The organism is Actinomadura sp. GC306 (assembly GCF_004348665.1).
GTDB lineage: Bacteria > Actinomycetota > Actinomycetes > Streptosporangiales > Streptosporangiaceae > Spirillospora.
This window is the reverse complement of sequence record NZ_SMKM01000212.1, coordinates 1-11921: the sequence shown is the minus strand read 5'-3', so window position 1 is coordinate 11921 and position 11921 is coordinate 1. Positions and strand designations below refer to the sequence as shown.

Sequence of the window (11921 nt, the reverse complement as noted above, 5' to 3'; positions counted from 1 at the left end):
CGCGAGATGGGCATGTTCTCCCCGCAGCCCCGGCTGCCCGCCCCGGTCTGGACGGCCGAGACGCTGACCGGCATGGCGCTGGAGATCTGCGCCGCGTCCCTCGACCCGGACGCCGGCCCGGAGGCGCTCGACCTCGCCACCCAGTGGCTCGCCTGCGGCACCTACGGCGACGACTACTTCCCCGCCCTGTTCGACCGCGACCGCGACATGGCCGGCGCGAAGCTCTTCAACGCCCGCGTCCCCGCGTTCCTGCCGCTGGACTGCGGCACCACCCCGGCCCCGGAGAACGCCTTCGAGGCGTCCCTCGCCGACCTGTGGCGCCGCACCGCCGCCCCGATGGACGACCGCGGCCGCCGCGAGTTCCGCGCCGCCGTCGAGAACATGGTCGAGAGCTGGGTCTGGGAACTGAACAACCACCTCCAGGGCCGCATCCCCGACCCCGTCGACTACATCGAGATGCGCCGCCACACGTTCGGCTCCGAGCTGACGATGAGCCTCTCCCGCATCGAGCACGCCCACGCCGTCCCCGCCCACGTCTTCGAGACCCGCACCCTCCGCGAGCTCGACGCCTCCGCCATGGACGTCGCCTGCCTCCTGAACGACTGCTTCTCCTACCAGAAGGAGATCGAGTACGAGGGCGAGCTCAACAACGGCGTCCTGGCCATCGAGAACTTCTTCGGCTGCGGCCGCGACGAGGCCCTCCCCATCGTCAACGACCTCATCACGTCCCGCCGCCGCCAGTTCGAGCACCTGGCCACCCGCGAAGTCCCCGCCCTCGCCGACGACCTGGCCCTGGACGACACCGCCCGCACCGCCCTGACCGCCTACGTGGCCGAACTCCGCGACTGGCTGGCCGGCATCCTCAAATGGCACCGCGAAACCGACCGCTACAACGAACGCGAAACCCTCCCCCGCATCCCCAAACCAACCGGCCTAGGCACCTCGGCCATCTACCTCTTCACCCGCTCAGCCCACCACGGAACATGACCCGAACGACACCCCCGCACCGAGACCCTCACACCAGGACCTCGGTAATGCTGGCGAAGCAGATGCGCGACCTCCAGTCCTACGGTCAGCAGCGCACGGCGGAACTCGGAATCGAGCCCGCCGACGTACCAGAGCGGATCCGGAAGTTCCTCAAGGGCGGGAAAGACGTCTGACCCTGCCGACCTCCGTGGCCTGCGACATCAAGGTGCTGGTGACGGCCGCGGCCACCGGGAACAGCCCGGTCCGGCCGTGGCCGTCACCGCCGCCGACGTCCAGGAACGCCTCAACCGGCGTGAGTCGTCTGCGACGAAGCAGGGCAGGGAATCGTGGGTGAGTCCGGGTCGCTCGCGTTTCCGGCGACCGCGCCCGGCCGCGTCAGAGGTCGTACGCCCCCTGCTTGATTCGCGACACCACGGCGGCCCACACGTCCCGCTCCAAAGCCAAGACGCCACCCTCCGGGTTCTTGGAATCGCGCACGAGACGCCGGGAGCCGAGAACGCAGGTCTCCACGCACCCGTTGCCGCCGTCGCTGTAGCTGCTCTTACGGAAGACCGCCTGAGCGAGAGGGAGGTTGGACACTTTGTCCCTCCATGTGGTCATTGTCGCGCTAGTCGTTCGAGCATAGCCAGCGACTCCTCTGGGCTCAGCGCCATGGCCGCCATCTGTTCGAACGCCAGCGAGTAGGTATGCACCTCCTTCTCGTCCTCGATGTACAGGGCGCTGGTCATGTTCTCGACGTAGACGACGTTCGGGGTGAAGCGCTGCGGGAATCCCATGACGGCGAAGCTGCCGACGACACCAGGGTGACCACCTGCGGCAACGGGCATGAGGACGGGCGGCTCGCCGTGTCGGAGATCGCCACCAACGCGCTCCGGCACGGAAGGCCCGCGCCGGGCGACCGTCCGCCCGCCGCGCCCGAGCTGTGGGTTTGGGCCCGAACCGTCCCCCGGCCACAGCTCGTCGTCTCCGTCTTCGACTGCGCGCGGACGTCGCTCCCCCGTACGTCCGGTGCAGGGCTGCTGTGCGAGCACGGTAAGGGCCTCGAAATCGTCCGCGAGGTCACCGCCGACTGGGGCAGCGCACCGACGCGATCCCGCATCGGCGCCAAAGCCATCCCCGGCAAGGCCGTGTGGTTCGCGCTGCCGCTGCCCCGGAACTGGCCTGGGCTTGGCTACGAGGTGCATCCGGGGACGGCTGCGCAGTGCCTCCTGCTCAACATCGCGCGGCGAGGTTTCGAGGGGACGCGCACCACCGGCGCGGACGGCCTCTCCGTCGTCATGCTCCCCGGCCTCAACGTCTGGGTTCACCCCGGGCACTTCTGCTGGCGGGACGGCCCCCGCCGCTACCTCCGGCGTCCCCTCATCGACCTCCAGGAGACCACCGAACACGTCGTCCGCCACCTCGACGGCTTCACCGCTCCGTAGGACCGATCAGGTGGCTCAGTCGGTGGGGGCGAAGAGCCGCTTGCCGCCGCCCGTCGTCCAGGCGGCGTCGTGCCGGAACAGCGCGAGGAAGTTGTCGGGAACCAAGAGTCGAGGTCGAGCCCGCCGGGGGCGCCGGCCGCCCTGGCGGCCCTTCGTCAGGCGGCGGCCAGGGCGTCGCGGGTGGTCATTAGGGCGAAGCCCAGGAGGTTTTCGCCCTGCCAGGAATCGGGGGTTTTGGCGCGGGGGTCGTCGGCGCGTAGGCCGATGCCCCAGATGCGGTCGCGGGGGCTCGCCTCCACCAGGACGCGGGGGTGCGTGCTCAGGAGGTAGTCGCGCATGTCGGGGTGTTGCGCGAACTTGGCCTCGTTGCCTCTGGTGACAATGGCCACCCGGTGCTCTTTCCAGGTGCGTTCGTCGAAGTTCCTGACGCGGCGGCCGAGGTCCTTTGCGCGGCGCGGGTCCGGGCTGGTGAGGATGGCGGCGGCCCGCTGGTCGTCGCCGAAAAGGCGGGCCTTTTCGGCCATCATGTAGTGCTCGGCGGTGGCGTACGTCACGCCGTCCACCGTGAACGGGGACGGGCACCACTGGCTCAGGAAGCCCGGTCCGGGGGTCTCGTGCCCCCAGAAGAACACGAACTCCAGGTGCTCTCCCTGATTCTGGCGGCGGACCAGCTCGGCTACGTCCATGCGGAAAGGCTCCCAGGAGACGAGAGGGGGTGGCGACCGGATTTCCGTTCCGGAAAGGGGGCGCGGACGTCGCGGTCTAGACCATTTTGCGGAACGAGGGTGGTCGTCGGGAACATTTGTCGCGGTCGGACCGAACAGGAGGACAACGGTAACGATGAGCACCCCTCTGGCGAACCCTCGTCGCACCAGGATCGTCGCGTGGCCCGAGCGGCGTCCGGAGACGGACTCCGAGCGTCCCGCGGAGACCGAGGCGAAAGAGAACGGCCTCGCGGCGCGTTGAGCGGCCGTACCAGGCCGATAGATGGGAACCCGTCCGGAGCTCCGGACGGGTTCTTCGTTTTCAGCGGGGCGGGGCGGTGCTGGCGCGGAGCACGACCTCGCCGTCGACGCGTTCGATGCGGCTGCGGCGGGCGGACGGCTCGCGGAGGGCGAGGCCCATCACGCGCTCGCCCATCGCGCCGAGCGGGAGGGCGACGGTGGTGAGGGGCGGGGTCAGGTCGCGGACGATCGGGATGTCGTCGAAGCCGGCGAGGGAGACGTCGTCCGGCACGGACACGCCGTGGTCGCGGAACGCGGCGAGCGCGCCGATCGCCATCACGTCGGTGACCGCGAACACGCAGGTCGGACGGGTTCCGCGGCGGAACAGCCCGGTCGCGGCCGCGTAGCCGCCGTCGCGGGTGAAGGCGGCCTCGACGATGTGCTCCTCGGGGACGGCGACGCCCGCCTCGGCGAGGGCGCCGGTGAAGCCCGCGAGGCGGTCGGAGACGGTGGTGAGGGTGCGCGGGCCGGTCAGCACGCCGAAGTCGCGGTGCCCGAGGTCGAGCAGCGCGCGGGCGAGAGCGGCGGCGCCCTCCCGGTTCTGCGGCAGCACGGCGTCGACCTTGAGGCTGCGGTGCCGGGACAGGACGGCGACGCGGCCGCCGGTGCGCTGGTACGGGTCGAGCTCGGCGGCCATCGCGCGCTCCCAGTCGCGGTCCTCGAAACCGGAGCCGATCAGCAGGATCGCGCGGGCCCGCTGGGCGCGCAGCATCGCCACGTACTCGACCTCGCGGGCGGGGTCGCGGAACGTGCTGGCGAGCATCACGAGCATGCCGTGCTCGGCGGCGGTGCGCATGACGCCGCGGGCGACGCCGGCGAAGTAGGGGTCGCTGACGTCGTGGCAGATCACCCCGACCGACTTGCTGGACGCGCTGGCCAGCGCCTGCGCGTGCGCGTTCGGGGTGTAGCTGAGCAGGGACGCGGCCTCCAGCACCCGCTCGCGCAGGTCGGCCCGGACCTGCGAGGTGCCGTTCAGGACGCGGGACGCGGTGGCGAGCGACACTCCGGCCTCCCGCGCGACGTCCTGCAGCGTCACGTAGGCCCGGCCGGCGGCCCGGTGCTCCTCCGCCGCTTCCGTCATCCCGCCCCCCTCGGCGCGCCGCGCACGGCGGGTCCGGCTGAACACCCCTCTTGACCGCGCGGGCGGCGGTTTCTACGGTACATCAGAAAGCGCTTTCTGAACGCGCTTTCCCAGGCATCGGCGCAGTACGCGCACGGCGCGCCGCGGGCCCGCGAGCCCTCCGGCGGGCAGCCGCACCGCGCTGACCGGGCCGGACACGACAGGTTGGGAAGGAACGGGATGGCACGCAGGTCCATCGGGATCGTGATGAACGGCGTCACCGGGCGGATGGGGTACCGCCAGCACCTCCTCCGCTCGATCCTCGCGATCCGGGAGCAGGGCGGGGTCCGCGCGGACGACGGCACCGTGCTGTGGCCCGAGCCGGTGCTCGTCGGGCGGAACGAGGCCAAGCTGCGCGACCTCGCCGAACGGCACGGGCTGGCGGCCTGGACGACCGATCTCGCCGAGGCGCTCGCCCGTCCGGAGACCGAGGTCTACTTCGACGCGCAGGTGACCGGCGCGCGGGCGGCGGCGATCCGCGCGGCGGTCGCGGCGGGCAAGCACGTCTACACCGAGAAGCCGCTGGCGGAGGACCTGGCGGGCGCGCTGGCGCTGGCGCGGCTCGCGGACGAGGCGGGCGTGCGGCACGGCGTCGTCCAGGACAAGCTGTTCCTGCCGGGCCTGCTCAAGCTGAAGCGCCTGGTGGACGGCGGGTTCTTCGGCCGGATCCTGTCCGTGCGCGGCGAGTTCGGCTACTGGGTGTTCGAGGGCGGCTGGCAGGAGGCGCAGCGGCCGAGCTGGAACTACCGGGCGGAGGACGGCGGCGGGATCATCCTCGACATGTTCTGCCACTGGCGGTACGTGCTGGACGGCGTGGTCGCGCCGGTGCGGTCCGTCCAGGTGCTGGGGGCGACGCACGTCCCGGAGCGGGTGGACGAGGACGGCAAGCCGTACGCCGCCACCGCCGACGACGCCGCGTACGGGATCTTCGAGCTGGACGGCGGCATCGTCGCGCAGATCAACTCGTCGTGGGCGACCCGGGTGTTCCGCGACGAGCTGGTGGAGTTCCAGGTGGACGGGACGGAGGGGTCCGCCGTGGCGGGGCTGCGGCGCTGCCGCGTCCAGCACCGGGCGATGACGCCGAAGCCGGTGTGGAATCCCGACCTGCCGCCCACCGAGGATTTCCGGGCGCAGTGGCAGGAGATCCCCGACAACGCCGAGTTCGACAACGGGTTCAAGACGCAGTGGGAAATGTTCCTCCGGCACGTGGCCGGCGGGGACGGCTTCCCGTGGGACTTCTACGCGGGCGCGCGCGGGGTGCAGCTCGCGGAGCTGGGGTTGCGGGCGTGGCGCGAGGGCCGCCGCCTGGAGGTTCCGGAGCTGCCCCGATGAGGATCGAACTGCCGGGGGACGACGGCTCGTCGGTCGTCCACACGATGGGCGAGCCGCGCACGTACCCGCAGCCCCGGCCGAGCACGTCGCGGGCGGCGTACGCGGCGGCGCACGTCGTGGCCGGTCCGGCCGGCGACGGGCTCGACTGGGACGCCACGCTGGCGTTCCGCCGCCACCTCTGGTCGCACGGGCTGGGCGTCGCGGAGGCGATGGACACCGCGCAGCGCGGCATGGGCCTGGACTGGGCGGCGACCCGGGAGCTCATCGCGCGGAGCGGTCGGGAAGCGCTTTCAGCCGGTGCCCGGATCGTCTGCGGCGCCGGCACCGACCAGCTGCCGCCGGGACCGGCCGCGCCGAAGGAGATCGCCGCCGCCTACGAGGAGCAGCTCGCCGTGGTCGAGGCGGCCGGCGCCGCCCCGGTGCTGATGGCGAGCCGCCACCTGGCCGCCGCCGCCCGCGGCCCGGACGACTACGCCTTCGTGTACGGGCGGCTCCTGTCGCAGGTCAGCCGGCCCGCGGTGCTGCACTGGCTGGGGCCGATGTTCGATCCGGCCCTGCACGGCTACTGGGGTTCGCCAGACCTGGACGCGGCCGCCGACGCGCTGCTCACCCTGATCTCCGACCACGCGCCCCGGGTCGACGGGGTGAAGATCTCGCTGCTGGACGCGGATCGCGAGATCGCCTTCCGCCGCCGCCTCCCGCCCGGCGTCCGCCTGTACACGGGCGACGACTTCCACTACCCGGAACTGATCCTGGGGGACGCCGAAGGCCACAGCGACGCGCTGCTCGGCGTCTTCGACCCGATCGCCCCCGCCGCCGCGGCGGCGCTGCAGGCGCTCGACGCCGGTGACACCGCGTCCTACCGGGAGATCTTCGCGCCCACGGTTCCGCTCGCGCGCCACCTGTTCGAGACCCCGACCTTCTACTACAAGACCGGCGTGGTGTTCCTCGCCTGGCTCGCCGGACACCAGCGGCATTTCCGCATGGTCGGGGGGCTGGAGAGCGCGCGGCCCGTCCCGCACATGGTGCGGCTGTTCCGGCTCGCCGACGCGGCCGGCCTCTTCCCCGACCCCGCCCTCGCCGCGCACCGGATGCGCGCCTGGCTGACCGTCCAAGGAGCCGCCCCATGAGGTTCAGCCTCAACCAGTGGACGACGCGCGACTGGCGCCTGCCCGACCTCGCCATCGGCTGCGCGGCCGAGGGCGTCACGGGCGTCGGGCTGTGGCGGGAGCCCGTCGCCGACCACGGCCTGGCCCGCACGGGCAAGCTCATGCGCGACCACGGCCTGACGGTCACGTCCCTGTGCCGGGGCGGCTTCTTCCAGGAGCGGGACGCCCTGGACGACAACCGCCGCGCCATCGAGGAGGCCGCCGCGCTCGGCGCGCCCGTCCTGTGCCTGGTCGCCGGCGGCCTGCCGGACGGGTCCCGCGACCTCGACGGCGCCCGCTCCCGCGTCGCCGACCTGATCGCCGAACTCGCACCCTACGCCGGCGAGCACGGCGTGACGCTGGCGATCGAACCGCTCCACCCGATGTACTGCTCCGACCGCTGCGTGGTGTCCACCCTGCGCCAGGCCCTGGACATCGCCGCGCCGCACCCGCCGTCCCAGGTCGGGGTCGTGGTCGACACCTACCACCTGTGGTGGGACCCGGACGTATGGGACGCCATCGCCCGCGCGGGCATCACGGGCCGGATCGCGCTGTTCCAGGTCGCCGACTGGGTGACCCCGCTCCCCGCGGGCGTCCTCACCGGACGCGGCATGCTCGGCGACGGCCGCATCGACCTGCGCCGCTTCCGCACGGCCGTCGACGCCGCCGGCTACACCGGCCCCATCGAGGCGGAGATCTTCAACGAAGCCCTGTGGGCCATGCCCGGCCCGGCCGCCCTGGAACTCACCCTGTCCCGCTACGCCCAGCACGTCCTCTGACACCCGCACCGGCCGCGGCGGAGGCCCCGCTTCAGCGTCGCAGGGCGGCGGCCTTGTCTCTCAGCTCGCGTGCCCGGTCCGCGTTCTCGGCGCGCTCCAGGAGGCCGGCGTGTTCGGTCAGGCAGTCGTGGAGCAGTTCGATGAGACCACCGGCGCGGGCCGACGGGAGGAGCCTGTCGATCAGGACGGTACTGAACGCCGCGAGGTCCAGCGCCAGTGCGAATCCGAGCGGCCTGCCCGGCTCGGCATCGGCGAGCACCCGGCAGCATTCCAGGATGAGCCGGACCCACGGCGCCTCCCAATCGCGCACCTCGTCAGCCCCCGGCGGATCGGCGCGCCAGGCCGCGGCGAAGAGGAAGTGGGCTTCGAGCCCGATCCGCAGTCCGTCTTCGGCGGCGAGAGGCAGCAGGGCCCCGGCCACGTCGGCGAGTTGGACGGCGTACCCCGCGGCGAGTTCCGGCGGGCAGCGCCCGGCGGGGCTCACGACCTTCATCTCGTCGAGGGGCGCGGTGAACTCCGGGGGCAGGTCCGCCGGCACGCGGTCCCGGCCGAGCGTCCGGACGGCGGTGTCCAGCGCCGACGCGAGCGTCGGTTCCGGTTCCGCCGCCTGCGTCCGGTCCCAGCGCGCCGCGGCCTCCCGGGTCTCGTCCGCGTCCAGGCTCCGGCTCTCCCGGAGAAGGCCCTCGCCTTCCGCGCGGTCGACCGGCCGGCCGGTCGCCTGAAGGTGCAGCCCCCGGTCGGTGAGGGCGGCGGCCAGCCGCCGGAGATCCTCGGGAGCGCCGGTGGCCGCCGCCCGCTCCCGGGCGGCGAGCTCCACGACCTCGTCGGCGGCGAGCGCGCGGTCCAGCCGTCCGTGCCGGGCGAACAGTGCGGACGCGACCTCGGCCCCCTCGCCGCAGTGGTAACCGTCCCAGCCCGGGGCACCGAGCTGGCCGAGATAGCCCCGGTACCCCATCTCCGCCGAGATGACGGCCAGGTGCGGGTCACCGAACCGGGCCAGCACCCGGGCGTTGACGATCATCGCCGAGGCGCACTCCAGCGCGCACGGGCCGTTCTCGTCCCGCTCCTCCCTGAGCAGTTCGAGGCGGAGGTTCACCGCCTCGTCCAGGCTGATCACCGCCGACGCTCCGCAACCGAGACCGAAGCCGGCGAGTCCCTGCCTGAGCTTCAGTTCGGCGCGTAACCGCCGGACGTCGGCCCTTGTCCGCTCCTCCAGTTCGCCGCAGGTGCGTTCGGCTTCGGCCAGCACGGCGAGGGCACGCGCGTCGTCGCCGATGTGCGAGTACAGAGCGCCGACCTCCACGAACACGATTGCGAGGCGCTGGAGGGGCCAAAGGGCATCGGGCTCCTCCTGAGCGAACCGCCCGATCGCGTCGATCGCCTCGTCGTACCGCGCGAGTGCCTCGTCGGCCCGGCCGCGGGCCAGCCGCTCCCGCGCCTCCGCGATCATCTTGTCGGTGCGCTTCTGCTTGCGTTTCGCACGGCTCATCGGGAACCCCTCCGGAGGCCGGCTGCATCGTCCCTCACATGATCGGCGAACTGCCGGGGGTTCGCACTAGGTTCCTTGCTCGTGGGACCTGCCGAGCTGACGCCCGTCTACGTGACGGTCGGCTACGGCTACCGGCCGGTATGGGCCGCGGCGTGGCTCGCGGGCCTGCTCATGGCCGCGGCCGGGATCACCCGTACGCTCCGCCGGCAGTGACATCGCGGAGCCGGGCGGCCGCGGCCTCGGGCGCGACGTCGTTGATCCAGGCCGCCATGCCCGACTCCGACCCCGCCAAGTACTTGATCTTTCCGGGGGCGCGGCGGACCGAGAACAACTCCAGGTGCAGGCGGACGAGGTCGCGGCCCTCCCCGACCGGTGCCTGGTGCCACCCGGCGACGTACGGGAGCGGGTCGTCGTACAGGGCGTCGCAGCGGCGGAGGAGGTCGCGGTAGAGGACGGCCAGCTCGGCGCGTTCGGCGTCGTCCAGCGCGGCGAGGTCGGGGACGTGGCGGTGCGGCATCAGATGCACCTCGACGGGCCAGCGGGCGGCGGCGGGCACGTACGCCGTCCAGTGCTCCCCGGCGGTGACGACCCTCGATCCCGCGCGTTCGGCCGCCAGGACGTCGCCGAACAGGTCGCGGCCGGCGGCCATCGCGAGCATGCGCTCCGTCCGGGGCGTGACGAACGGGTACGCGTAGATCTGCCCGTGCGGATGATGCAGGGTCACGCCGATCTCGACGCCGCGGTTCTCGAACACGAAGACCTGCCGCACGCCGGGGATCGCGGACAGCTCGGCCGTCCGGTCCGCCCACGCGTCGACGACGGCGCGGACGCGGGACACCGGCAGCACCGCCATCGACGCGGCATGGTCGTCGGTGAAGCACACGACCTCGCAGCGCCCGTTGCCGCGGGCGCGCTCCACACCGTCGACCATCGGCGGCACCGGCGGCGTGCGCACGTCGAACGAGGGGAAGCGATTCTCGAACACCGCGACCTCGTACGAGGGGTCGGGTATCTCGGAGGCGGGGCCGCCGGGGCACAGCGGGCACTGGTCGGCGGGCGGCAGGAAGGTCCGCGTGTTGCGGTGCGCGGTGATGGTGACGTGGTCGCCGGTCAGCGGGTCGCGGCGGACCTCGCACACCGGCTCGACGGGCGGGAGGCCCCGCGGGTCGGGGACGGGCACCCGTCCCGGCAGCTCGTCGTAGTAGACGATCTCGCGGCCGTCCGACAGCCGCGCCCGTGTCCTGTGCATACCGGCCCGAGCCTACAGCGGCGGGGAACAAGCGGCCGTGGGGCGGGGTTCCCAGCGGTATGGGCGACTACGGCAGGCCACTCGAATTCGGATACTTCCTCGTCCCGAACACCGCCGACCCGCTGCTGGACCTGGCGCGCACCGCCGACCGGGCGGGCCTCGACCTGATCGGCGTGCAGGACCACCCCTACCAGCGCCGCTACGTCGACACCTGGACGCTCCTCAGCATGATCGCGGCCGTGACCGAGCGGGTCCGGGTGTTCCCCGACGTCGCGAACCTGCCGCTGCGCCCGCCCGCGGTGCTGGCCAAGGCCGCCGCGAGCCTGGACGTGCTGAGCGGCGGCCGGGCCGAGCTGGGCCTCGGCGCGGGCGGCTTCCGGGAGGCCGTCCACGCGTTCGGCGGCCCCCACAGGTCTCCCCGGGAGGCCGCGGACGCGCTGGAGGAGGCCGTCACCGTCATCAAGAGCATCTGGAGCGGCGAGCGGAATCTGCGCTTCGACGGTGAGCACTACCACCTCAAGGGCGCCAAGGCGGGGCCCGTCCCGGCGCACCGGATGGAACTCTGGCTCGGCGTCGGCGGACCGCGCGGCCTCGCGCTGGCGGGCCGGGCAGCGGACGGCTGGGTCCCGTCATCGAGCTGGGCCGTGCCCGCCCGGCTCCCCGGCATGCACGCCCGCATCGACGCCGCCGCCATGGAGGCCGACCGCGACCCGGCGGACGTCCGCAGGCTCTACAACGTCAACGGGACCATCACCGACGGCCCCTCAGAGGGCTTCCTACGCGGCCCCGCGTCCCAATGGGCGGACGAGCTGACGGACCTGGCGGTGGGCTCCGGCATGGACACCTTCATCCTCTGGCCGGAAGGCGACCAGGAAACCCAGATCAAACGCTTCGCCGAAGAGGTGGCCCCGGCCGTCCGCACCCAGGTGGCCCAGGAACGCGGCCACTAGGAGACGTCAGGGCCAGCGGTATTCGGCGTCCTTGGTGGGGACGTGGTGCGGGAGGTAGCACTTCGTCGTGACGTGCTCGTCCTTGCAGTCGAGGCACAGGTAGGTGCGGTGGCCGCGCAGGCCGCGCCCCCGTCCGTCGCAGGGCGGGCAGACGCACGGTGACCAGCCGACGATGACCCGCCCCGCGGAGAGCCGGTGCCCCGCGGGGCACATGAACGGGACATGCTCGCGAGCCTCCACGACTCCACCCTACTCGAACACACGATCGAACCCCACAGCACCGCCCACGCACGGGCCTCGTCACGACGTGCGGCGGGTGCTCAGGCGGACAGGAGCGCGCAGAACCGAAGGCACACACCGCGGCGGCGGCCAGGCGCGACCAAGCCCGGACCTGGCAGGTGACTTGCGGCGCAGGGCGGCGGTGGGGTGGGTGTTAGGG

15 protein-coding genes and 1 pseudogene are annotated in these 11921 nt (G+C 72.7%); 9 read left to right on the top strand and 7 right to left on the bottom strand.

The genetic code is table 11. From position 1 onward, the window contains the following. Together E1200_RS24595 and E1200_RS35280 are read left to right on the top strand one after the other, a co-directional pair. Window positions 1–987 (top strand): annotated as a pseudogene (locus E1200_RS24595) (germacradienol/geosmin synthase); the annotation flags it as partial. 47 nt (window positions 988–1034) lie between these two features. Beyond that, window positions 1035–1160, top strand: a complete 126-nt coding sequence (locus E1200_RS35280; protein WP_279485009.1) for a hypothetical protein — start codon at window positions 1035–1037, stop codon at window positions 1158–1160. A 202-nt stretch (window positions 1161–1362) separates the two neighbouring features. On the opposite strand, the gene E1200_RS24590 is transcribed toward E1200_RS35280, so the two are convergent. Further along, window positions 1363–1566, bottom strand: coding sequence for a DUF397 domain-containing protein (locus tag E1200_RS24590; protein ID WP_243708812.1), 204 nt, complete (start codon window positions 1564–1566; stop codon window positions 1363–1365). Window positions 1567–1583: 17 nt separating this feature from the next. Next, window positions 1584–1763 carry a Scr1 family TA system antitoxin-like transcriptional regulator gene (locus E1200_RS24585; RefSeq protein ID WP_131954444.1) on the bottom strand — a complete coding sequence of 60 codons (180 nt, stop codon included), beginning with the start codon at window positions 1761–1763 and terminating at the stop codon, window positions 1584–1586. A 27-nt stretch (window positions 1764–1790) separates the two neighbouring features. Between E1200_RS24585 and E1200_RS24580 the strand changes: the two genes are divergently transcribed. After that, window positions 1791–2411: an ATP-binding protein gene (locus tag E1200_RS24580; RefSeq protein WP_131954443.1), complete on the top strand. Its 621-nt coding sequence runs from the start codon at window positions 1791–1793 to the stop codon at window positions 2409–2411. A 155-nt stretch (window positions 2412–2566) separates the two neighbouring features. Here the strand turns inward: E1200_RS24580 and E1200_RS24575 are convergent, their stop codons facing one another. Next, entirely contained in the window at window positions 2567–3097 is a 531-nt protein-coding gene (locus E1200_RS24575; RefSeq protein WP_131954442.1) for an NADAR family protein, read from the bottom strand. Between the two features lie 154 nt (window positions 3098–3251). On the opposite strand from E1200_RS24575, the gene E1200_RS35275 reads away from it, so the two are divergent. Next, window positions 3252–3377, top strand: a complete 126-nt coding sequence (locus E1200_RS35275; RefSeq protein WP_279485006.1) for a hypothetical protein — start codon at window positions 3252–3254, stop codon at window positions 3375–3377. Between the two features lie 60 nt (window positions 3378–3437). Here the strand turns inward: E1200_RS35275 and E1200_RS24570 are convergent, their stop codons facing one another. Next, window positions 3438–4496, bottom strand: a complete 1059-nt coding sequence (locus E1200_RS24570) for a LacI family DNA-binding transcriptional regulator (RefSeq protein WP_207933526.1) — start codon at window positions 4494–4496, stop codon at window positions 3438–3440. A 219-nt stretch (window positions 4497–4715) separates the two neighbouring features. Between E1200_RS24570 and E1200_RS24565 the strand changes: the two genes are divergently transcribed. From E1200_RS24565 to E1200_RS24555, 3 genes are read left to right on the top strand one after another with little or no spacing between them, the layout of a single operon-like run. Next, complete coding sequence (locus tag E1200_RS24565) at window positions 4716–5867, top strand: Gfo/Idh/MocA family oxidoreductase (RefSeq protein WP_131954441.1); 1152 nt, start codon at window positions 4716–4718, stop codon at window positions 5865–5867. Next, complete coding sequence (locus tag E1200_RS24560; protein WP_131954440.1) at window positions 5864–6997, top strand: dihydrodipicolinate synthase family protein; 1134 nt, start codon at window positions 5864–5866, stop codon at window positions 6995–6997. Before E1200_RS24565 ends, E1200_RS24560 begins: the two co-directional genes overlap by 4 nt. Further along, window positions 6994–7794 (top strand): sugar phosphate isomerase/epimerase family protein, encoded by an 801-nt coding sequence (locus tag E1200_RS24555; protein WP_131954439.1) that lies wholly within the window; start codon window positions 6994–6996, stop codon window positions 7792–7794. The genes E1200_RS24560 and E1200_RS24555 overlap by 4 nt, the downstream gene beginning before the upstream one ends. A 31-nt stretch (window positions 7795–7825) precedes the next feature. Here the strand turns inward: E1200_RS24555 and E1200_RS24550 are convergent, their stop codons facing one another. Beyond that, a complete protein-coding gene (locus E1200_RS24550; protein ID WP_131954438.1) occupies window positions 7826–9283 on the bottom strand; it encodes a hypothetical protein in 1458 nt (485 codons plus the stop codon). Window positions 9284–9364: 81 nt separating this feature from the next. On the opposite strand from E1200_RS24550, the gene E1200_RS35270 reads away from it, so the two are divergent. Beyond that, window positions 9365–9496 carry a hypothetical protein gene (locus tag E1200_RS35270; RefSeq protein WP_279485003.1) on the top strand — a complete coding sequence of 44 codons (132 nt, stop codon included), beginning with the start codon at window positions 9365–9367 and terminating at the stop codon, window positions 9494–9496. On the opposite strand, the gene galT is transcribed toward E1200_RS35270, so the two are convergent. Next, window positions 9471–10532: a galactose-1-phosphate uridylyltransferase gene (gene galT / locus E1200_RS24545; protein WP_131954437.1), complete on the bottom strand. Its 1062-nt coding sequence runs from the start codon at window positions 10530–10532 to the stop codon at window positions 9471–9473. The genes E1200_RS35270 and galT overlap by 26 nt on opposite strands. A gap of 59 nt (window positions 10533–10591) precedes the next feature. On the opposite strand from galT, the gene E1200_RS24540 reads away from it, so the two are divergent. Next, on the top strand, window positions 10592–11482 hold the full coding sequence (locus E1200_RS24540) for an LLM class flavin-dependent oxidoreductase (RefSeq protein ID WP_131954436.1): 891 nt from the start codon (window positions 10592–10594) through the stop codon (window positions 11480–11482). Between the two features lie 6 nt (window positions 11483–11488). On the opposite strand, the gene E1200_RS24535 is transcribed toward E1200_RS24540, so the two are convergent. Beyond that, the gene (locus tag E1200_RS24535) at window positions 11489–11722 is read right to left on the bottom strand and encodes a hypothetical protein (protein ID WP_131954435.1); all 234 of its coding nucleotides are present in this window, start codon (window positions 11720–11722) and stop codon (window positions 11489–11491) included. Between the last annotated feature and the right edge of the window lie 199 nt (window positions 11723–11921).